The following is a 20,622-nucleotide window of genomic DNA, read 5'->3' as shown; positions in this document are numbered from 1 at the left end:
CTCGTCAGTCAGCACCAACGCCGCTCGCCCGCTTCTCCGTCCCATGATCACCTCCAAGTCAAATGCTATGACGATCATGGCAGCTCAGAGAGTATTTGTAAACTTATTAGCGGAACGATCTACTAGCCACGCTGGACGCGTCGATCTGAAAGCTCGGCCACCCGAGAAAGTCGACCAGTCGCTCTACTGCGAAGGTCTTTCCACAGCCCGGAGGACCGTGCAGCACGACCGCTGATGGGAAATCAATGCCAAGGGCCTTGTAGCGATCCCGATTGACAATAATGTCGATGATGTGTTCGTTGAAGAAGGTGGCCAATTCCGGTCGGCCAGCCAACTCGAACATGGCGGGCTTGTCGCTTCCCTTCGCGACTTGCACCGAGGGCGTTGTGTCTTTGACATCGGATTTTGGAGGCGAATCAACGGGTCGCATGCGGCGCTTCTCAGCGGGTATGACTTCTGCGACTTCAATGCCCGCTGCTTGAACTACATCCTTAAGATGCCCAGCTCCGAGCCAACTGAGCGTCTGGCGCAACCGACGAAACGACTTCGCCGAAATAGGAGCGCCACCGGTCAACCAGTACCCAAGCACAACATCATCGTCTGCGCGAGAACTGATGCTGTAGGTAGGCAGGAGACGGCTGAACCTCTCAACGTACAGCGCATCCTGAAGCGGGCTTTCTGAGTCAATGGCACGCGTAACCTTCAGTGTTAGCGCGAACGACAGCGCCTCTGCCTTGGTATTGGGGGACGCACCTTCGGATACCGGACTCAACACCTGATTTTCACCGCACGACATCGATCGGAACTTACTGTCGCCGAAGTTAAATTCGGACAACTGCCCGTCATCGAGTAGCCCGGCCTCGATCCAACGCTCGGCCAGAGCCTGACGGACGATCAGGGCTCGACCCCCAGCAAATGTTTCAAAAATCTGCCAGTTCCCACCCTCGTAAAGGGCCACCCGTGTCTTTGCACCATCGGGCAGTAGGAAACCGATAGGAAGCCAGCCCTCGATTGCCATGATCAGCTCCGAACGATGTTCGCCCCGGCCATCATCTCGTCATCGCCGCCGGAGCCGATTCGAATCGAGTCCATTTGAGCCACGATCGCCCGAAGCTTGTCGATATCGTTAGCCTTGAGCGCTTCCGCGCCGGCGTTTGCAAGCTGAGCGTGTTCCCGAGCGTCTGGGAAGAGATAGGAATCGGAGGCGAGCCATTTGAAGCGATCAATGACAAACCAGTCTTGGCGCCACAAGATGATGAAGTTCTTGCTACGCAGATCGTCAAGATGCGCTTCGAAATCGCCGTTGTTGTTGTCAATCGCCCTTTGAGCCGTCTTCGCCAGGTTGTCGAATGCACTGGCCTCAGTTGAGCGCGCGTGTTCCCTGACATGGCGATCGAAGAAGTCGATCGCCTTGTCCAGTTCCATCTGCCGAATTTCCTTGAGGTGATCTTTCCGTGCCAGAGCCAGCAATCGCTTAGCTTCCTGCACGTTATCCATCGCCTGCTTGGCGGTCTCAGGATCGGCATCCGACGACTTGATGGACTCCGCTTGTTCGAGCTTGTCTCTTGCCTGCTCAAGCCGCGGGTCGTCAATCTTCGACTCCATCTCCTCCAGGCGCTGCTTAGCGTGCTCTGACTGCTCTTCTACAAGTTTTGAGGCTTTGGAGTAATCGATCTGACCGTCTTGTCTAGAGTAAAAATTACGTCCGCTGTGGAAGGACCCACCGATGGAGGGAACCGAGACTTCCATCATGATGTTGCCCGAGTCGAGAATCTCGTACTCGCAGACCAGTTCAGCGCCAGCGGCGATCACTCCGTCATCAAAGTCAGAGCCCTTGATTTCGAACATCCCGATGAATCGGTTGTCGTTGACGGGGTCAGCGATTTCCCCTTCCCACAACTTGAACTTGATCGAGCCAGTGCTGCCCGCCCGCAAAGACTCCTCTGTCTTGAAGGTCTTCTTGCCCTTCTTTGGCAACTGGTCGCCTTCTCGAACCAGGTAGTCGAGCACCAAGCGTCCGCCGAGCTTTTCCCGGGCTTCGACACCTATAGAGTGAGACGCTGGAATCGCATCGATGCTCGCTGCGGTTCTTGCGATGACAATCTTGTCTTCCTTGAGGGCGACTGGGCCACCCTTAGAGTCAAAAACGAACACCTTGAAGGTGTTTTCGCCAGGCTTGGAGAGCGTCAGATCCACCGACGCACCATCCTTCAGCGCGAGGCGCCCAGATGACCATCCCGTGTCGAGACTGTCGATCTGAAACTCAGTGCCGGCCGCCGCAGTTCCACCGACTTTGACGACCACCTTGGCCCTAGAGTCAGGTGTCCTGGCGATGTAGTTGAATGCCAAGTCAATGGAGCCACCAGCACTCAGGGCACCTCGGCTGCTCTTGCGGCCACGGCTTTGAGACTTCCAGTCGATGGACTCCGCGAAGACAGCGGCGCCCTCGGCGACGGCTGTCATCGGATTCACGTCTGTTGATGGAGCAATCCCTATTTCAAACGCGACCTTGTCTCTCAATGGCTTGTACTGTGTTGGCCCTCCGACGAAGACAACTCGCTCTACATCGTGCGCACTGAGCCCGGCCTTTTCCAGGGTGTCGCGAGCCGACTGAATCGCCTCATCGACTTTCGGGGCAATCAGTGCGTCTAATTGCTTGCGGGTGAAGTTGATGTCAACGTAGATCTCGGCGCCTGATTCGTCGCTGACCCCAAGATCTGACTCGGTCAGGCTGATGACGGATTCTTCCTTGGCAGACAGTTCGATCTTCGCCTTTTCAGCAGCCCACAGACACATCCGTAGCAGTGACTTGTACTTGGCCGATGTCGTCAGATCCTCAGGGAGATCGAAGTTTTCAAAGAGCCACGGCTTTACGACGTTGTCGAGAATGGACCGATCAAAATCAGTGCCGCCGCACATCGCGACACCGCCGTGGGCGAGCAAGCTCACCCGACCACTGATACTTTCGGCAATAGCAATATCGAGCGTGCCGCCGCCCAGATCGAAGACCAGGAATACGCCATCGCCCTTGCGCTGTTTCATGACGCACATGACCGCTGCCACTGGCTCCTGCATCAGGGCCACGCTTCCCAAGCCAGCCATCTCAGCAGCAGCAAGCGTTGCGTCTTTCTGCATCTGGTTGAAAGCGGCCGGCACGGTGATCACGGTTCCTGTTGCACCTCCGTTGCGGATCTCTTCTGGAAGGTAGCCGTAGCACAACTTGAGGATCTCTGCGGAGCACTCCTCCGGGGTCATCGTGATGTTCACCGCATTCAGCTTGACTGGGGTGCTCGTCCCCATCATTCGCTTGAACTTCGTCGCGGCGTTATCCGGGTTCTTCGCCGCGCTGTCGTAGGCCCTCTTGCCGAGGTACTTGTTGCCACGACGATCGATAAAGATCGCTGACGGTGTGACGTCGTTTTGGTCGGGGCTCTTGTAAAGGCGGACCGATTCACCGTCGTAGGAGCAGATCGCACTGTTGGTCGTGCCAAGGTCAATTCCGATGTAATTCATGCTTGCACCTTCTTCAGCGTCACCGTCCCTTGCCGACGCAGGCCTTCCGGACCCATAAGGATCGGCTCCACCATCTGCTCAACGACCAAAACGTCGTCCGGACCAAAGTCACCGATATTGATTGCCGAGGCTGCCATCCCAGGGTCGAACGGGTGCCCCTCTACGTTGACGATCTTCAGGCCCGCAGCGTCTAGGCTCTCTTCAAGCTTCTTCTGGAAGTAACGGAGCTGATTGACGTAGCGGGAGCTCTCGCCAGCGTCGAGCTTGCTGACGAGGCGCGCAAAGAGCCGCGTGAAGCGCCAGCTCTCCACTGCGATGTCCATGAGGGAGCGCTCGAATTGCTCGCCCCTATCAGTTTGTTCAGTCGTCATTTCGATCCCCGGTTGATGCAGTTGTTATGACTCTCCGGCCTCACCTTCAGATTGACTGGCTATCCACCTGTCGATGTCCGTACGTCTGAATCGCCAGGACCCACCGACCTTGAACGCTGGCAGCTTTTTGGCCGACAGCAGACGGTAGATCGTTCGCTCGTTGACCTTGAGGTACTCGGCGACCTCTCGGATGGTCATGATCTCCGCATTGCCGGCTGCGCTGGACATAGCCTTGGTAAATCTGTCTAGATTTGGCAAGGATAGTCGAAAAACCATGTTTTAAACATGGAAACGCGGATAACTGCCAAAAAAGGATCGACGCCTCTCGTGGGCGAGCGCATCCGTGCGGCAAATGTCCGGGTCTCCGCACCGAATCCGGCAGGCAAGATCGCCCGTCGCGGTACGGCGGGCTTTTGAGACCGGGCGAACCACCTCGCTGAGGCTCACAGCTATCGCGAGCGTGCGCCGAAACAAGCCCAGCATCCGCACCATTGTTGTGCAGACGCAAACTCTCTCCGAGCCACCCAGTCTTTGTTATCATCATTTTGCGTTGAATGTTCGTATTGTTGTGCGCATATAGACGCATTCTAGAACAACGAATATACTTTGCGCAATCACCTCAACTCGCCCGCAAGCCCCCTTTGACGATCGTAGGCATGACCATCGACCACCTCTCCAGCTTGACCCAGGCACAGCGCGACCGGCTCGCCTACGCCGAACTGCGACTGCGTTTCGTGGGTGAGATACGTCGTCAGGACCTCGTTGCGCGGTTTGGCATACAGGAGGCCGCTGCCACCCGCGACATCGCGCAATACAAAAAACTAGCGCCCGGGAACCTGGAATACGACACGAAGAACAAGCTGTATGTGCGGGCCGAGTGGTTTCGCCCACTCTTCGACTTCCCGCCTGAGCGCGTGTTGTCCTGGCTCACACAAGGATTCGGTGACGGCGAACCGATGCGGCTTAAGCCGTGGGTGATCAGCGAAGTGCCTACCCGGCTCACCCACCCAGACTTAGACGTACTTGCGGCGGTTACACGTGCCATTCACCAGGAGTGCCCGCTGGCCGTCGAGTACCACTCGATTTCGAGCGGCATTACAGAGCGGGAGATCGTCCCGTTCGCGCTGATCGACAACGGATTGCGGTGGCACGTCCGGGCGTTTGACCGCAAGTCCCAGGAGTTCCGAGACTTCGTCATCACCCGGATCAAGAACCCTGTCGTGCTCAAGGGGCAGCCAGTTGCAACGCATGAGATGAGCGATCAAGACATTCAGTGGACGCGGATCGTCGAACTGGAGTTGGTGCCGCACCCGAATCAGCTCCGGCCGGAGATCACAGAAATGGATTACGGCATGAACGGCGGCGTGCTGCGGATGAAGCTGCGTGCTGCCACGGCTGGATACATCCTGCGCAAATGGAGTGTCGACTGTTCTCCCGATCATTGCCTGCGGGGGGCGGAGTACCGGCTATGGCTCAAAGACCACTTGGCAATTTATGGAGTCAAGAATGCGATTTTGGCACCTGGCTATAAATCGCAAGAGCAAAAAATATTAGAAGCGGAGGCTGACTAAGGAGCGACGCAATCCGTTCGCTTCGGTCAAGGGAAAGACAATGACAACCGTGAACTTGGATTCTTCCGCGCTGACTTCTGCGCTTGAACAGTTACGCCTCAAGCTATTAGATCTCACCGGTCGAAATCGCCTAATTAACTTCAAGCACACTGCTGGCAAGTCACTACAGTTTATTGAGGGTCATCCCGCAGCGATATATCAGCGACTGGTCGAAGCAAACAACAAAGCCAGCATCAGCATTCTCGGATTGCCAGAACCATCCAGAGGGGACTGGGTGGAGCGCAACGGCCGCTTACAACGACCAGAGCCTAGGGAATGGGCCAAGTCCCAAGGCATCTCAACGAGCTACGACATCCCTGGCGTCGGTGAGAGCTCGGATGAATCGAATGTCCGATCACTTATGTACCCGGACGATCTCGCGAAGCACTGCCGCAAGATCGAGCGTGAGGCCACGCTCGCTATTGAGGAAACGGGCGCGAACATGTTGTTCCTGGTGCTCGGGTTCTTGGAGTTCCCCGATCAGCGAGACAGCGACAAGACATTCACAGCCCCCTTGATCAGCGTACCTGTGTCGCTGCAAAAAAAGGAGGTTGCGGGCATCCAGCAGTTCTCCCTCCAATACACGGGCGACGACATCTCCGAAAACCTCTCACTGCGAGAGAAGCTGCGCAACGACTTCGGGCTGGTCTTGCCTGAACTTGGTGAAGAACAGATCGACGTCAACGGTTACTTTGCCGAGATTCAAGCGATCATCAAAAAGCAACCCGGCTTCGCACTCAAGCACCGAGTCTCTTTGTGCTTGCTCAGCTTCAGCAACATGCTGCTGGTTCGAGATTTAGATCCAACCAAATGGCCTTCAAACGGTGATGAGAACTCCCTAATTGATCACCCAATCGTTCGTGAGGTGTTCGAGGGCAGGGCTGATGACCGAGGAGCGGGCCTGAGCCTGGCTGAAGAACATCTGGTGGAAGAAGGCCCAGGGGCCAGCATCCCATTGGTCTACGACGCTGACAGCTCTCAGCACAGCGCCCTCATCGATGTCTTGTCACTCAAGAAGAATCTGGTGATCGAAGGACCGCCGGGTACGGGCAAATCTCAGACCATCACGAACTTAATTGCGGCCTGCCTGGCTGAAGGCAAGAAGGTGCTCTTCGTTGCCGAGAAGTTGGCGGCTCTTGAAGTCGTGAAGAACCGCCTGTCACTGGCTGGCCTCGATCCGTTTGTTCTTGAGCTGCACAGTAACAAGACCAACAAGAAGCGGGTCCTGGAGGAAATAGCTAAGCGCACCACCTTCAGACCCAATCACCCCAATGATCTTCCCCGTCTGCAGCAGCAACTGGAGGCTCACCGCCAAGACCTCAAAGCCTACACAGACCTGATCAATTCAATCGCGCACAACGCGTTTGGTTTGACGCTGCATCAGATCATGTGGCGAGCCGAGAAGCACCGACAAGGTTTGAGCAACGAAGAGAGCATGCTCAGCCAGATCAGCATCGGCGATGCAACTCAAATTTCTGAATTTGAGTTCGGTCGACGCATGGACTGCCTAGGTTACCTTGGCTCCCAGTACAAGTCGGTCGGAGGCTTTGATGCAAGTTGCACCTTCTGGGGCTTCTACCCTGAGCGCCTCATCCCCGGAGATGAAGTCAAACTCACTCAGCTATTTGAAGCAGCTGATGAGTGGGGTCCGTCCTTGGTAGATGCTTCGAAGCACTACTCGCAAGTGCTCGGAGGCCGCGTTCACAACCTCTCACTGGAGTTCAGCGGTGAGCAATTGGCCGTACTCAAGAAACTGCTTGAGACTGCCAATCAGCAATTGCCTCTGCACCTCATTCCTGGGTTCTTTGAGGACGACGAGACGGGAACCAAATCCGCTCAGGCACTTGAGGCCTTCGCCAAACAAGTCGAACAGTTCCACCGCCTCGAAGGGGCGGTCAAAACAGCGCTGAAGCTCGAATCCAGCGTCACAAAGTCAGGGACTGACGATCTAAAGGGCTTGCAGCGAATCGCGGGGAGCTTGGGCGCAGAACTGGGCACGCTCAGTGAGCTTCGCATCCTGCATCAACAACTGGTTGAGACTGCGGGCAAGCTTTCGACGGCCAACGCCAACTTGGTGATGTTCCTGGGCGAGAAAAAGATTCTTTACAACGGATCTATGCAGAAGCTGGAGCAGTTGCTCGGTTTTACCGATCTCGTGCTGGATGCCCCAGAGGAGCACTTCCATCTCCAGACCCCTGGACTGACTCGCGACGGCGCAGTCCAGGCCCTTGATCAGTTGCATGCCCTCCAGGAAGAGTGGACCGGTCTTGAAAAAGAACTCGGGGATTCGCTCTATGTGGACACCTTGCCGCATGAGGGAGATATCAAGCAAGCCATCCTGACCCTGCGAGAAGGCGACGCGTGGTACCGCATCTTCCAAGGTCGGTGGCGAAAAGCGGTAGGGCTGCACAACGCACTCCAACGCACCAAGCTCAAAATGCCTGGCCACAAGCGGCTGGAGCAGCTTGAACAAATCGTCAAACTGCTAGGCCTCAAAGAACAGTGGAAGTCCTCGCCGACCTGGACGCAGTTCCTCGGATTCCCCGCGCCAGCTACCCCCTCCCCATTGGAAGGATATCTGGCGCTGGCGAAATGGAATCGGGGTATCAAAGTCGCCTCAGAGGATATTCAAGCCGTCCTGATCGACCCAGTCAGCTTCACCGCCGACCAAGCCCGAGCCCTGCGCCGCGAATTCTCGACGGTCAAGCTGGAGATCACGTCCGCCATCGCAGCAGTCAAAGACATCAACGCAAGGCTCAAACGCCTCTCTGAATTCAGCGGCAGCAATCTCCTCGACAAGGTGTTGGAAAAGACCGGTGAATTCACAGAAGCCCTCGAAGACCGATTCGAATGGCTTGAGTTGGAGGCTCGCAGTCAAGCTACGTTCAGCCAAGTGATCGCCGGATGCGACGCAGCCTTGGAGCGCTCTTCGCTGAAGTCACAGATTCAAGCCAATGCCCATATCAAATCGCTTCTTGGCGATCTCTATCTGGACGTCGACACAGACTGCTCGACCGCCATCGAGGCTCTGTCTTTCGGTCAAAGCATCGACAGTCTCAATTTATCGCCGCAGGTCAAATACAAGCTGCGCACCGGGCATCCGATTGAAGCCTGTAGAACTCTTGTTGCCGCTCTGGAACCTGTCCACACGGGATTGAAGCAGATTGAGGGCTTGAGCAATGCTCTGTCCCAGTTCGGGAAGTTCGAGCTGGACACATGGACTGGCGCACCTGCAGACGAGGACTTGGAGCTGTTTGTCAGCGCCTTGCATGGCGCAGTTCAAAAGGCTGTCGAGGACAAGGACCTTTTGATTCCTTGGTCGCTGTACCTGACTCGCCGCAAGGAGGCCAACGAGCTGACCTTGTCTGAGTTCGTGGAGCTCCTTGAGAGAAAGCGCATCAAACCAGACGATTTGTCCGACGCCTACGCCTACTGCACCTACAGCACGATCACTCGGGAAGCCTTTCGCAACATCCCCCAGCTTGGGCGCTTCACGGGCCTCAAACACAACCAGATCCGCGACGAGTTCAAACGACTGGACAAAGAGATCATTGCTCTGCGTGGCAAGGCAATCGCCTACGAATGCACTCGCAAGGCCTCTCCGCCTCCCGGCAGAAACGGTGCTCGCGTTGACGATCGCACTGAGATGGTTCTCCTGAACTACCTCATGCCACAGCAACGCCCGCGCATGCCTGTTCGGAAAATCCTTACCCGGGCTGGTGGGTCGATTCAGGCGCTCAAGCCCTGTTTCATGATGGGGCCGCAAGCTGTAGCGCAATACCTGGCTCCAGGGGTCATCAAGTTTGATCTCGTCATCATGGACGAAGCATCCCAGTTGAAGCCCGAGGAGGCAATCGGCTCGGTTGCCCGTGGTGGTCAATTGGTGGTGGTTGGTGATCCCAAACAACTGCCCCCGACATCGTTCTTCTCCCGGATGACCCAGGACGGTGACGGTGGTGACGATCACTTCACCACCACGGATGCTGAGAGCATTCTGGATGTCTGCTCATCGCACTTTAGGCCAACTCGCTCCCTGCGCTGGCATTACCGTTCTCAGCACCATTCGCTGATCGCCTTTTCGAACCACAGCTTCTACCGTGGCAACCTGGTGATCTTCCCATCGCCGTATGGCCAAGGCGGAAAGCTCGGTGTGCGTGCCGTCTATCTGGCCGATGCCATCTACGAAAACCAGACCAATTTGCGGGAAGCCAAGCGGGTCGTGGATGCGGTCGTCGAGCACATTGCAACTCGCCCCAACGAGTCTCTTGGCATCGTCACACTGAATATCAAGCAGCGAGATTTGATTGCTGAACTGCTGGAAGAGCGTCTGAAATCGGTTCGTGGTGCCGACTCCTACCGAGACCATTGGGCGACAGAAGGGCAGCCCTTGTTCATCAAGAACCTTGAGAACGTCCAGGGTGATGAACGCGACGCCATCATCATCTCCACGACTTTCGGCAAACCACCAGGATCCAGCGCTGTTCGTCAGAACTTTGGCCCCATCAGTCGTCAAGGCGGCTGGCGTCGATTGAACGTGCTGTTCACCCGCGCCAAGAAGTCGATCGCCCTGTACACGTCCCTGCGTCCTGAAGACATCGTGATGGATGGGACCACTCCGGACGGAACCAAAGCCTTGCGCAACTACCTCGAGTACGCCCGCACAGGCTCTCTGCCGACCATTGAGGAAACAGACCGCGAGCCTGACAGTGATTTCGAGATCTCCGTCATGGACATGCTCAAGATGCGTGGCTATGAAGTCACCCCTCAGCTGGGCGTAGCGGGCTACCGCATTGACATTGCCGTTAAACACCCAGACGCACCAGGCTCGTATCTGGCAGCAATCGAATGCGACGGCGCAACCTACCACTCGGCCCTGTCAGTTCGCGACCGTGATCGCATCCGTCAAGAGATCCTCGAGTCGCTGGGTTGGCGTGGTCGCATTTGGCGTATCTGGTCAACGGACTGGTTCCGCACGCCACGACAGGAAACCGAGAAGCTCATTAGCTTCCTTGAGGATCTGCGCGAGAGCTGGAAGCCTGAGCACGCCTCTGGCGAGACCTGGATCGAAGAAGGTCAAGGTGCAGGACCGACGATCTCCCCCGTGATTGAAGTAATTGAGCCGGTCGAGAACGCCGCACAAGCCGAAATTGAGCGTGAAGCAGTCAACTCCGTTCTGATCGACACCGAGGATGATCTAGAGGTCGACGTTGGGGATGTTGTTCGCTACGTGGATCTATCCAAGCCAAACGATGTGTTGACGGTTCAGATCACCAGAGGGAAGGACGATTTCTCCAACGGCATCGTGAATGAAAGCCGCCCTCTCGCGCAAGCCTTTCTGGGCGCAGTTGTTGGTGACGAGGTAGCTCTTCATCTTGCTGGTAGCGCATCCAAGACTTTTCAGATCGTTGAAATTGTCCGATCGGAAACGTTACCCAAAATCAATTGAAGCCTTCCAGCATACATAAAGAGATAAAGCCAATAGCCAAGATGGTGACAAGAACTAAAGAGGGGAGCGGGTCGTGACAGCCGAAGAGGACAACAAGAAAAATGAAGGCAAAGGATTTGCGGGCCTTTCCTCGCTCGTTTCCGACATCGATGTCCCAACGCCATCGGAGCCTGTCAAGAATCAGCGGCAAAGTGAAGCGCACCCTACCGTAGCAGCAACTTCGCCACCATCGCCGCCCCCACATCCAAGGCCCCAACCAGCTCCAACGCTCAGTACCCCGCCGACCTCTGGCTCGTCAGCCGGTAAGTGGGTCGTTGGACTCGCCGCCGTGATCGGATTCTTTTGGCTAATCGGACAGGCTAACAAGGGCCCGTCCTCCCCTTCACCGACATACACCCCCCCGGCGGCGACACAGGCTCCATACACGGGCCCGTCTTCGGTCGCTCAACCTCAGGTGCCGAGCCGACCATCTGAAGAGACCCCGCCAGTCGGGCAAGGTCACTCACTTTCGATACCCCAGATTCGCTACTGCCTCGCAGAGGACATTCGCCTGGACGGTGCCAGGGGTGCCGTCAACAACTACAACGACAGTCATGTCGATCAGTTCAATGCGATGGTCGCTGACTACAACAGCCGATGTGGGCAATATCGGTATCGACGTGGTTCCCTGGAAAGCGCTCGCCGGGATGTCGAACCCTATCGCAGTGAACTGCAATCCGATGGACGCAATAGGTTTGTTGGCGCCTACAACTCTCAGCGCCAGCAACCACAAAATTCGGCTCGGGAGCGCCAGCCTTCATTCGGCACACCCGCTCGTCAGGCAACGCGACCAGAGCCGGATCCCACTGTATTGGCGATTCAGGAAAAACTGAACCAGCTTGGATACAAGGCCGGTGTTGCTGACGGATTTGCAGGGGGCGGAACGCGTGCTGCGATCATGGCGTTCCAGCGAGACAAAGGACTGAGCCAGGATGGATTGGCTACCCCACAATTGCTAGATCAGTTGGAAAGACAGACGTCTGAAGGTAGCAGACCCAACACTGCAAACGCTTCCCCCCCACCGTCCACTGCTCCAACTGTGCCGCCAACACCTGCGCCAGGCCCGGCCAGTCCGAAGCCGGGCATCCCGGCTAACGCGTTTGTCTCAGGGTCCAACTGGTACTGTAAGGATGGGTTCAAACGTGTTGGCGATCAGTGTGATGCAGTGATCGCACCACAGAATGCTTTCGTCTCGGGCGCTAACTGGTACTGCAAGGAAGGCTTCAAACGTATTGGCGATCAATGCGAAGCAGTCATTGCTCCACAAAATGCCTTTGTGTCTGGCGCCAACTGGTACTGCAAGGAGGGCTTCAAACGTGTTGGCAATCAATGCGACGCCGTGATTGCACCACCCAATGCCTTCATCTCAGGTGCCAGCTGGTATTGCAAAGAAGGCTTCAAGAAGTCCGGGGAAAAGTGTGTCTCAGTTATTGATTAACCTACTATCGGTGAATTCTTGAAGCGACATGCAAGGAGGAAATAATGAGAAGAGTAAATCGGGTGGCATGCGTTATGGCAGCAATGCTCATGGCGATTTCTGCATCAGCATTTGCCGAGAGCTACGAAATGAGCCTAACCCGAAAAGGTAGCAATATCTATCGGGTGAGCGGGAAACAAATAATTGTGCAGACCCGACACTGCTTCGTCTACGCCTACTCTGAAGATGCAATCCTTAATTCTTCTGGTTACGGTGGAGAGGTCATCTTTTTAGACAGCAAGGATAAGTGCGACGTCAAAGCCGTATTCGGCGCGAGCACGCAAAAGCCTGGCAAGTATGCGGTCACCGTGACCCGAGAAGATGATGACTGGTTTGAGATGTTTGGATCGAACTCCTATATCAAAACAGAAGGCTGCTTATCCCTTGCCCTCGGGGAAGATGCAATTCTGACCGTATTGGCTGGCAACGTTGGCAGGCTGCGATTCAAGGATGGCAACGACTGCCTGGTCGAAGCCATTTACTCCAAGCTGCGACTTTGAGAGAGGTCGATGAACCGTGTCTGCTGACGAACAACAAAATAGAAATGCTGCAGGCTTCGCCGGTTTGTCGACGCTGGTCTCAGATGTCGAAGACAGCCGCTCTGCCAGTGATACTGCACCAAATTTCACCCCGTCGCTGAGCGACACACAACATTCGCTTCTGAGAGCCGATGAGGCGCCAGCGACCCATGCCACGCCGCAACCACGTAAAGGAAATAGCGACACGTCTTCGGATGTGACTACAGGCAAATGGATGGTTGGCATCGGTTTGGGAATCGGGCTTCTGCTCATTATTCTCGTCAACTCGACCAAGCACGACTCTGCCCGTTCGGCGACGCCCCCTGTTGTGCAAGCCCCCCCTACGGCAGTACCTACCTATCAATCTCCCAGTCCCGCGCCAGCCGCGCCAAGACAGCAGCCTGCTCAAGAGGAAGTTATCCATCGAAGTACCACCACGGAATCTGTGAGCGTGCTCGACCAACAGGTTGTATTTTCGAATCCAACAGGCTACTGCACGCCGGGCAAGTCGGCGCGCGAAGTAGAGCTGTTGAACTTGGCGCGGCGCTCCCTTGGCGAAGGCTCTCGACTCGTCCATGCGGCCGTCAGATGCTCCGAACTGGAGGACTACAGGAAGGGACGCAGGGACATGTTAGACCACTGGCTACAAATCCAGCTTCTCGGTCCCAAGGGCAATTTCCAGCGAGTCGATATGCAGCGAGAAGCGTTCCTTACCGGTCTATCCAAGTCGAGTCCTCGTGTGAATCCCGATGAACTCAATCAACGGCTAAAGGAGTCGTTCGAGAACAGTGATATCAGCCTGTCTGACATGAAGTTTGAGCCGATTGGACGGGACGGAAATGCAGTTTATTTTTCAATGCGGATGAATATGAGCATCGGGGAATCCAGTCGCCCGATATCTGGGATCAGTGGAATAACACTCTTGAACTCCCTTCCTCTGGCGATCAACGTCTACGAGGGCACGGGTTCAGCACAGAGCCGTGGCCAATTGCATACTGTCCTGCAGGAGTTGCTAAACAGCCTCCTCACCGAGAACTGATGATGAACAAAGCAAAAACAATAATCTCCCCCTTGTACCTCTGCTTGCTAGCTGTGGTCGTCCTGCCGGTCGCCGCGCAGACGGCAGGCTATACCAAGCTGAACGTAAAGGGGCGAGTTCAGCTTGAAGTGCCGAGTGACTGGACTATCAGCGATGCCGAACAGCGGAGGCGTGTCAAAGAGCATGGAGAAAAACTTGTCGGGATTCCAACTCTACACACAGCATCATTTGCGGCGCAGTCCTACCCAGCGCCGTCACGAACGATGATCAGGGTGTCGTTCATTCCGATGGATCCGCCAATCACTCAGGCCGACGTGCAGCAGGAAGTTCAGGCTAACAAAAGGCAGGTGCTGAAGGACTTGGCAGATACCTGGCGTGACGAGGCCCCGACGATGTGGGCGGGCTTGGCTAAAAATGGCGTAAAAGAAGTCGGCCGTCCGAGTTTTGCTGTCGAACCCATTGGCGGGCAGACCGCTTTAATCATTAGCTACGGACGTACCTCGACTGCCAACCCGGCTGAGACCATGAGAGTGACTCAATACCATGTGCTTCTCGGCCCTGAAAAAGCTCTAATTACTATCTCCCACATTGAAAACGATCAGCAAGCAATCGCTGCGCATAACCGTTTGAAAAGCAGCATTGTGATTCGATAAGACGACCAGGAATAGTCTATGGCCTACGAAGACCTCAACGCACAGCCTCTTGGCTCAAGCAAGATAGACCAACAATCATCGTCGACTGTTGATCAGAGCAAAGCCTTTCTTGGCGGGCAGCATCATCCGTGGCGAAGAATGTTTGCACGTACAGTTGCCATCTGTACGGCAGGAGTCCTGCTATTCCTCCTCTTAATATTTGCATTCAGTGCGGCGATGCCTGAGCAGGCAGCGGGCTTCGCTAAGGCAGTCGAGAACCCGATTGTCGCCGGCATCGTGCTGTATTTAGTTTGGCTGCCTGCTGAGGCCGTTCTGCTGTCGTTGTTCGGGACTACACCGGCAAAGTGGCTCTTCGGCATCAAGGTAACTCACCTTGAGGGCCGCTTGCTGTCCTTGTCGGAGTCACTAAGCCGCGCCTTTTTAGTCTTTGTTCAGGGCGTTGGATTTGGCATTCCATTCATCGCATTGTTCACACAATTATTTGCATATCGGCGATTGACGAAGACCGGCACCACTCTGTGGGATACATCCGCCAAATCTATTGTGCTCCACAAGAAGTGGGGTGTATTCCGGGCGCTCGGGTGTACTGCCGCAGTCTTCGGAGTGCTAATTCTGATGAGCGCATTGAACGCGGCAGGCAAGTAATAACCATCAAAGGAGTAACCATGGCATACGAAGACCCGAACGCACCATCGCAGGCGTCTGTCCCCACAAAGGCACCTGCGACAACGCCCGAAAAAAAGTCAGGTTCATGGGATTGGCTTTGGCCATCCATTCTGGCAGTGGTTATCGTCAAGGTGTTCGGTCTCGTCGGCGGACTGGTCACTTTCGGCTGCTATTACTGGCTCAAGCCAAAACTGGGAACATGGGGTGCAGTTGCAGCGTCCGGCGTCATTGGTGTTGTTGTTGCCATCGGGCTCATGGCAATGATCCGCAGCTGAAAATTTTGATTAGGCCAGGAAGAGCCTCGCTGCCACCTCTCTTCGCGTGACAAGCCCTGGCAACACTTTTCCGCCGCCATAGACCCATCGGCGAAGCTCTTGGCTAGCTGTTGACCAATCTTTCTGGTTGATACGCCGCCGCAGCGTCGACGTTTGCAGCCGCCCTGCGCCGAGGTTGAACGTGAAGTCAACGATCGCGGCTAGTCGCCCCTCGGGCTCGGTGGCCAGCACTGGGCAATACCGCAAGGTAGCCTTTAACGCGACGATCAGATCGCGCGCTAGATAGGCATCACCCTCTTCCAAGGTAATGGGCGGATGCTTCGGATCGCAGAGATGGCCGTAGCCAATCGTCCAGTAGCCTGCCGGGCAGACGTAGGGATACGCACGGCCAGGATCGTTCTTCGGCACGCGGTGAAAGCCCTCGAAGCGCTTGGCCAGATCAATGGCCGCTTGTGGAACCGCGATCACGGCCGCACCCGGTCGAACACACGCCCCAGGAACCAGAAGTTCAACACTCCAGCCCAGAGCGCTTGGTCGGCCTCCGTCCAGGCATGCAGGATGGCCGTCCCCCAGCCAGCGCCAGCGGTCACGGCTGCCGCAAACGCTGCCGTCTTGGCAGCGCAATACAGCGCCATGAACCAGTAGGTGATCACCGGCCGCACGCCGACCGACAGGGCATTGTGCGAGGCCCGCGGTCAGCAACGTCGTTGAGAGCAGCATTTTTGAAAAGCAAGGGGAGTTTTGTATGTGGTTGATTTCGCCGGTTGGGTTTTTCAGCGTTGTTCAGAAAGCCAGCGACGTTGCTGCTGACACGTTGACCGTGAGGGCGCGTGTACGCGGGGATTTGGAAGCCTTGCGGGAACAGTATTTACCGAACCTTGGCGAAGTTCAGGAAAGCAAAACCAACGATTACCGTTTTCGTGCTGTTGCGCCCCGTGCTGACGTGGCGGCTGCCATGGCAAACATGGTGAACCACCTGCAATACAGCAACTTCAAAAACCAAGTGGCGAAGGTGCAGGGGGCAGCACGGGCACACCTGTACCACGATGTTTGGGATGTGCTGTACCGCTTGCAAGCCGAACCTGCCAAGTACAACGCTGCTCCTAAACCAGCCAAAGCCAGTGGTCCGGTTTTCCATCCCAGGGTGGACGAACATGGCAAGCGGGTTGAAATCAAGAAGCCCAGCCAACCCAGTGACCTGAAAGCATGGTCCGATCCCAACGGCACTGCTTGCGAAGTCCCTGACGGGCCGATGCCCGATGCCATCAACGGCATTGCTGTATCGTCTTGGGAGCAGGGACCAGCAAGCAAGGCTGACTGGGAAGCATTGGCGGCCAAGGATGCGGTACCCGAACCCGAATTCAAAGTGCCCACGGGTTACAAAAAGGCGGCCGGGGTTGTGGTTCGTGAGCCAGATGGCCGTATCTGGGTCGTGGCCCCCAGCAATGCCTTTGGCGGATACAGAGCGACTTTCCCCAAGGGCACCATGGACGCCTTGTCAACGCAAGCCACCGCCTTGGTCGAAGCCTACGAGGAATCGGGCCTCCACGTGCGGTTGATCCGGCATTTGGTCGATGTGAAGCGCAGTCAAAGCTACACCCGTTATTTCCTGGCAGAACGGGTGGGTGGGAACCCCGCCGACATGGGATGGGAATCGCAAGCGGTGATGCTGGTGCCTGCTGAAAAACTTCCCCAAGTGCTCAACAGCCCCAACGACTTGCCCATCATCGAAGCTTTGAAAAAGGTGTGACATGGGTATGAAGTGCGCCACCTGTGAAGCACCGTTGGGTGCCGTGCGCTATGTGTTTGCCTTGCAGGGCCACCATATGGAGTACATCCGCCCCGGTGACACGCCTTCAGACCAGGCAGTGCTCAGACCCAGTGTGATGAAAACGCTGGGGCGGTATTGCAGTTCTGCCTGTTGTAAACAACAAGTGCCTGAGCAGTTAGAAGGGTTGGGGCTGCCAACACATTTGCAGCACAACCGTGTTTTGGGTGGCCCTATTTGCCCCTGCGGGAAGTGCGGTAAGCCGGTCAACATGACGCAACCTCACGCAGCCGTCATCAAGGGCAAGGTACTGCTTTTGGCAAACGGTGAAGAAGACGCCCCCGTCTGGCTCGATATTCTCACGGTGATGTGCAGGGATTGCATGGGCTTGAACGCGCAAGAGATGAGGGCACTGGCGCGAAAAGAAACTGACCGAGTTGAGTCTGATGCTTCCTTGGCTGAACAACGAGCGGTACGCGCATGAGAGCCACAGATCAATGGCGTCCAGGTGTATGGTGCGGTTCAGCCATCAAACTGTGCGATCAACATGTGGTTGAGGTCAGTGCCGAGGAAGATATTCGGTACCCAGAACAGTGGATGTACGTGCTGTGGCAGCCTGCGTACCGATTTGTGCCTTTTCTTCGCCCCGATGGTTGGGGTGTAACGCTGGGTCACCCTCGTGAAACGATGGACCAGTGTCTTCCCGCAGAGGCTGAAATTTACATCTTGGCTGACGCTGAATGTGCTTGGTCCTCGTGGCTCCAGATTCCTTTGGTGTGTGAGCGATATGAGCCTTGGCTGGTGGCTCAAATTGAAGCTCGCCGACAGGAGCAACGGCAGCTTGAATCAAGTCGCTATGCACAGTGGTATGGCAGCCCCCAGGTGGACTTTGAACGGTTTTTGGCAAAGCTCAGCGCGAAATAAATAGGCACCCGGCATCTCCTGTGCATACACCTCCCCGCCTACGCACTCCCCTGAGTAAGCGTAGTTTGGCTAGCCTCGCAAGCCATCTTATATATTGAATTTGACATATTCAGTGCTTTTGATATACTGAAAATGCGTCAAACTCCCTCAAGAATGCCTCAACAGAGCCTTTCTTGACCCTTCTCGCCCCATCTTCTCCCTCTCGGGGCGCACCCCTTTCCTGATCCTGTTTGCGTGTGTTCGCACCACGGTCGCCGTGCTGTGCGCGCTCGTTCGCCATGCTTTGGTCAGTCATTGACCATGGCCGGACGGTACTCGGTAAGCGTCCGGCCATCCCATCTTGAGACAAGCCCCGAGATAAAAGACCATGGTGCGAGCCCAACAACAGGAGCCCACCATGAACCCCAAGAGCCTGCCGCGTCGCCGGCACAGTGATGAATTCAAGGCGCAGGTGCTGCACGAATGCAGCCAGCCCGGAGCCTGCATCGCAGAGATCGCGCTGTCGCACAAGCTCAACGCCAGCCTCGTGCACAAGTGGCGCAGCCGCGCCCGGCGTGACCTGGCGGCCCAACAGCCACTGGCGCCCGCACCATTCATTGCACTGCCCATCACGCCGTCCCTGCATCCCGAGCCAGCAACGCCCGCACAGGGCGACGTGCGCATCGAGCTGCGCCGCGGCGCCACCACGGCGAGCATGCACTGGCCCGTGGCCGCTGCTGGCGAATGCATCCGGATGCTGCGCGAGTGCTTGCGATGATCCGCATCGAAGCCGCCTGGCTGGCCACAGCACCGCTGGACATGCGCGCGGGCACCGACACCGCACTGGCCCGCGTGGTGGCCGTCTTTGGTGCGGCGCAGCCGCACCACGCCTACCTGTTTGCCAACAAGCGCGCCAGCCGCCTGAAGGTCTTGGTGCACGACGGCATCGGTATCTGGCTGGCAGCGCGCCGGCTGCAGCAGGGCAAATTTGTCTGGCCGCCCGCCGATCCAGCCCATTGCGAACTGTCTCTCGCGCAACTCGATGCGCTCGTGCTGGGCCTGCCCTGGCAGCGCGTGGGCCCGGCCGGCGTAATCACCGTTGTCTGAATCGTCACCACTCCAACGCCGCTTGGCAATCGGGGGAACTGCCGATGGCGGCGCAAGCCGCCAGCAGGCACACTCGCTGCATGATCCAAGCCCCACAGTCCCTGAGCGAATGCAGCGCTGTGCAGCTGCGTGAGCTGCTCGTGCGGCTCATGGGAGAGCTGGATCACGCCAAAGCCGAGCTGCGCCACCAAAGCGCGCTGCTGCAAAAGCTCCAATTCGAAAACGCCCTCCTCAAGCGCATGAAGTTCGCCGCGCAGTCCGAACGCTTCGATCCACGCCAGCAAAGCCTGCTCGCCGACGAGATCGAGGCCGATCTGGCAGCGGTAGCCAGCGAGATCGAGCAGCTGCAGCCCGCCGTGCACAGCCCGCAGCCGGCCCGCCAGCAACCCAAACGCCAGCCGCTGCCGGCCCACCTGCCGCGGCGCGAGATTCGCCACGAACCACAGTCCACCACATGCAAGTGCGGCTGCCAGATGGTGCGCATCGGCGAAGACGTAGCCGAGAAGCTCGATTACGTGCCCGGGGTCTTCACCGTCGAGCGCCATATCCGTGGCAAGTGGGCCTGTGCCCAGTGCGAGACGATCACGCAGGAGCCGGTCGCGCCGCACGTGATCGACAAGGGCGTCCCGACGGCCGGCCTGCTGGCCCAGGTGCTGGTGGCCAAATATGCCGATCATCTGCCGTTGTACCGCCAGGAGGCCATCTTTGGGCGTGCAGGTGTGGCGATTGCCCGCTCCAGCCTGGCGCAGTGGGTGGGCTGCTGCGGCGTGCAGCTGCAGCCGCTGGCCGATGCGCTGAAGAAGGAGGTGCTGGCCCATGGGGTGTTGCATGCCGACGAGACGCCGGTGGCGATGCTCAAACCGGGCAACGGCAAGACGCACCGGGCCTACCTGTGGGCTTATGCGCCGGGGGCGTTGGAGGACATGCGCGCGGTGGTGTATGACTTTTGCGAATCGCGCGCTGGCGAGCATGTGCGCGCCTTTCTGGGCGACTGGAGTGGCAGCCTGGTCTGTGACGATTACGCGGGCTACAAGGCCAGCTTCCAGCAGGGGGTGATCGAAGCGGGGTGCCTTGGGCACGCAAGGCGCAAGTTCTTCGAGCTGCATGCGAGCAGCAAGAGCCAGATTGCCGAGTATGCGCTCACGCAGTTTGCCCGCATCTATGAGATCGAAGGGCAGCTCAAGGAGCTGCAGGCCGAGGAGAGAGTCGCGATTCGGCAGCAGCACAGTCGCCCCGT

Annotated in this window: 19 protein-coding genes and 1 pseudogene; 14 read left to right on the top strand and 6 right to left on the bottom strand. The window is 56.9% G+C overall.

Annotation, left to right across the window (positions count from 1 at the left end; genetic code table 11):
• Positions 1-106: 106 nt before the first annotated feature.
• Genes FK527_RS16335 through mads1 form a run of 4 tightly spaced genes read right to left on the bottom strand, consistent with a single transcriptional unit; the run spans position 107 to position 4,082 of the window.
• A complete protein-coding gene (locus FK527_RS16335) occupies positions 107-1,018 on the bottom strand; it encodes an AAA family ATPase (RefSeq protein ID WP_144735643.1) in 912 nt (303 codons plus the stop codon).
• Between the two features lie 2 nt (positions 1,019-1,020).
• Positions 1,021-3,513: an Hsp70 family protein gene (locus tag FK527_RS16330; protein WP_144735641.1), complete on the bottom strand. Its 2,493-nt coding sequence runs from the start codon at positions 3,511-3,513 to the stop codon at positions 1,021-1,023.
• On the bottom strand, positions 3,510-3,884 hold the full coding sequence (locus tag FK527_RS16325; RefSeq protein WP_144735640.1) for a hypothetical protein: 375 nt from the start codon (positions 3,882-3,884) through the stop codon (positions 3,510-3,512). The genes FK527_RS16330 and FK527_RS16325 overlap by 4 nt, the downstream gene beginning before the upstream one ends.
• Positions 3,885-3,908: 24 nt before the next feature.
• Positions 3,909-4,082 carry a methylation-associated defense system helix-turn-helix domain-containing protein MAD1 gene (gene mads1 / locus FK527_RS16320; protein WP_342778976.1) on the bottom strand — a complete coding sequence of 58 codons (174 nt, stop codon included), beginning with the start codon at positions 4,080-4,082 and terminating at the stop codon, positions 3,909-3,911.
• A 458-nt stretch (positions 4,083-4,540) separates the two neighbouring features.
• Between mads1 and FK527_RS16315 the strand changes: the two genes are divergently transcribed.
• From FK527_RS16315 to FK527_RS16280, 8 genes are all read left to right on the top strand, one after another.
• Entirely contained in the window at positions 4,541-5,455 is a 915-nt protein-coding gene (locus FK527_RS16315; RefSeq protein WP_144735636.1) for a helix-turn-helix transcriptional regulator, read from the top strand.
• Positions 5,456-5,495: 40 nt separating this feature from the next.
• A complete protein-coding gene (locus FK527_RS16310) occupies positions 5,496-10,940 on the top strand; it encodes a DUF4011 domain-containing protein (RefSeq protein WP_144735634.1) in 5,445 nt (1,814 codons plus the stop codon).
• A gap of 613 nt (positions 10,941-11,553) precedes the next feature.
• Positions 11,554-12,417 (top strand): peptidoglycan-binding domain-containing protein, encoded by an 864-nt coding sequence (locus tag FK527_RS16305; RefSeq protein ID WP_144735632.1) that lies wholly within the window; start codon positions 11,554-11,556, stop codon positions 12,415-12,417.
• A gap of 89 nt (positions 12,418-12,506) precedes the next feature.
• Positions 12,507-12,956, top strand: coding sequence for a hypothetical protein (locus tag FK527_RS16300; protein ID WP_246072853.1), 450 nt, complete (start codon positions 12,507-12,509; stop codon positions 12,954-12,956).
• 16 nt (positions 12,957-12,972) lie between these two features.
• A complete protein-coding gene (locus tag FK527_RS16295) occupies positions 12,973-14,013 on the top strand; it encodes a hypothetical protein (protein WP_144735627.1) in 1,041 nt (346 codons plus the stop codon).
• Positions 14,013-14,666 carry a hypothetical protein gene (locus FK527_RS16290; RefSeq protein ID WP_144735625.1) on the top strand — a complete coding sequence of 218 codons (654 nt, stop codon included), beginning with the start codon at positions 14,013-14,015 and terminating at the stop codon, positions 14,664-14,666. The genes FK527_RS16295 and FK527_RS16290 overlap by 1 nt, the downstream gene beginning before the upstream one ends.
• Positions 14,667-14,684: 18 nt before the next feature.
• Complete coding sequence (locus FK527_RS16285) at positions 14,685-15,311, top strand: RDD family protein (protein ID WP_144735623.1); 627 nt, start codon at positions 14,685-14,687, stop codon at positions 15,309-15,311.
• A gap of 20 nt (positions 15,312-15,331) precedes the next feature.
• A complete protein-coding gene (locus FK527_RS16280) occupies positions 15,332-15,607 on the top strand; it encodes a hypothetical protein (RefSeq protein WP_144735621.1) in 276 nt (91 codons plus the stop codon).
• 9 nt (positions 15,608-15,616) lie between these two features.
• Here FK527_RS16280 and FK527_RS16275 read toward each other — a convergent pair whose 3' ends face one another.
• Positions 15,617-16,075: a lysozyme gene (locus FK527_RS16275; RefSeq protein WP_144735619.1), complete on the bottom strand. Its 459-nt coding sequence runs from the start codon at positions 16,073-16,075 to the stop codon at positions 15,617-15,619.
• Positions 16,072-16,287, bottom strand: a pseudogene (locus FK527_RS16270) (hypothetical protein); the annotation flags it as partial. The gene FK527_RS16275 and the pseudogene FK527_RS16270, both read right to left, overlap by 4 nt.
• A gap of 65 nt (positions 16,288-16,352) precedes the next feature.
• Here FK527_RS16270 and FK527_RS16265 point away from each other — a divergent pair.
• From FK527_RS16265 to tnpC, 6 genes are all read left to right on the top strand, one after another.
• Positions 16,353-17,357 carry an NUDIX hydrolase gene (locus FK527_RS16265; RefSeq protein WP_186298464.1) on the top strand — a complete coding sequence of 335 codons (1,005 nt, stop codon included), beginning with the start codon at positions 16,353-16,355 and terminating at the stop codon, positions 17,355-17,357.
• Positions 17,358-17,364: 7 nt separating this feature from the next.
• Positions 17,365-17,859, top strand: a complete 495-nt coding sequence (locus tag FK527_RS16260) for a hypothetical protein (RefSeq protein ID WP_144735617.1) — start codon at positions 17,365-17,367, stop codon at positions 17,857-17,859.
• Positions 17,856-18,299: a hypothetical protein gene (locus FK527_RS16255; RefSeq protein WP_144735615.1), complete on the top strand. Its 444-nt coding sequence runs from the start codon at positions 17,856-17,858 to the stop codon at positions 18,297-18,299. Before FK527_RS16260 ends, FK527_RS16255 begins: the two co-directional genes overlap by 4 nt.
• Before the next feature lie 397 nt (positions 18,300-18,696).
• Positions 18,697-19,056, top strand: coding sequence for an IS66-like element accessory protein TnpA (gene tnpA / locus FK527_RS16250; protein WP_246072851.1), 360 nt, complete (start codon positions 18,697-18,699; stop codon positions 19,054-19,056).
• A complete protein-coding gene (gene tnpB / locus FK527_RS16245) occupies positions 19,053-19,385 on the top strand; it encodes an IS66 family insertion sequence element accessory protein TnpB (RefSeq protein WP_186298463.1) in 333 nt (110 codons plus the stop codon). The genes tnpA and tnpB overlap by 4 nt, the downstream gene beginning before the upstream one ends.
• Positions 19,386-19,465: 80 nt before the next feature.
• Positions 19,466-20,622, top strand: a 1,157-nt coding sequence (gene tnpC / locus FK527_RS16240; RefSeq protein WP_144735609.1) for an IS66 family transposase, incomplete at its 3' end; no start/stop codon positions are given.

Origin of the sequence: Extensimonas perlucida, from assembly GCF_007655255.1 — a bacterium.
GTDB lineage: Bacteria > Pseudomonadota > Gammaproteobacteria > Burkholderiales > Burkholderiaceae_C > Extensimonas > Extensimonas perlucida.
This window is presented reverse-complemented; position numbering and strand designations above follow the sequence as displayed.

Excerpts from the sequence above, each read along its gene's own strand:
- FK527_RS16285 (WP_144735623.1), top strand. The coding sequence starts at position 14,685 with ATGGCCTACGAAGACCTCAACGCACAGCCTCTTGGCTCAAGCAAGATA.
- FK527_RS16260 (WP_144735617.1), top strand. The coding sequence starts at position 17,365 with ATGAAGTGCGCCACCTGTGAAGCACCGTTGGGTGCCGTGCGCTATGTG.
- FK527_RS16300 (WP_246072853.1), top strand. The coding sequence starts at position 12,507 with ATGGCGATTTCTGCATCAGCATTTGCCGAGAGCTACGAAATGAGCCTA.
- FK527_RS16330 (WP_144735641.1), bottom strand. The coding sequence starts at position 3,513 with ATGAATTACATCGGAATTGACCTTGGCACGACCAACAGTGCGATCTGC.
- FK527_RS16325 (WP_144735640.1), bottom strand. The coding sequence starts at position 3,884 with ATGACGACTGAACAAACTGATAGGGGCGAGCAATTCGAGCGCTCCCTC.
- tnpA (WP_246072851.1), top strand. The coding sequence starts at position 18,697 with ATGAACCCCAAGAGCCTGCCGCGTCGCCGGCACAGTGATGAATTCAAG.
- mads1 (WP_342778976.1), bottom strand. The coding sequence starts at position 4,082 with ATGACCATCCGAGAGGTCGCCGAGTACCTCAAGGTCAACGAGCGAACG.
- FK527_RS16310 (WP_144735634.1), top strand. The coding sequence starts at position 5,496 with ATGACAACCGTGAACTTGGATTCTTCCGCGCTGACTTCTGCGCTTGAA.
- FK527_RS16305 (WP_144735632.1), top strand. The coding sequence starts at position 11,554 with ATGGTCGCTGACTACAACAGCCGATGTGGGCAATATCGGTATCGACGT.
- FK527_RS16255 (WP_144735615.1), top strand. The coding sequence starts at position 17,856 with ATGAGAGCCACAGATCAATGGCGTCCAGGTGTATGGTGCGGTTCAGCC.
- FK527_RS16335 (WP_144735643.1), bottom strand. The coding sequence starts at position 1,018 with ATGGCAATCGAGGGCTGGCTTCCTATCGGTTTCCTACTGCCCGATGGT.
- FK527_RS16280 (WP_144735621.1), top strand. The coding sequence starts at position 15,332 with ATGGCATACGAAGACCCGAACGCACCATCGCAGGCGTCTGTCCCCACA.
- FK527_RS16290 (WP_144735625.1), top strand. The coding sequence starts at position 14,013 with ATGATGAACAAAGCAAAAACAATAATCTCCCCCTTGTACCTCTGCTTG.
- FK527_RS16315 (WP_144735636.1), top strand. The coding sequence starts at position 4,541 with ATGACCATCGACCACCTCTCCAGCTTGACCCAGGCACAGCGCGACCGG.
- tnpB (WP_186298463.1), top strand. The coding sequence starts at position 19,053 with ATGATCCGCATCGAAGCCGCCTGGCTGGCCACAGCACCGCTGGACATG.
- FK527_RS16265 (WP_186298464.1), top strand. The coding sequence starts at position 16,353 with ATGTGGTTGATTTCGCCGGTTGGGTTTTTCAGCGTTGTTCAGAAAGCC.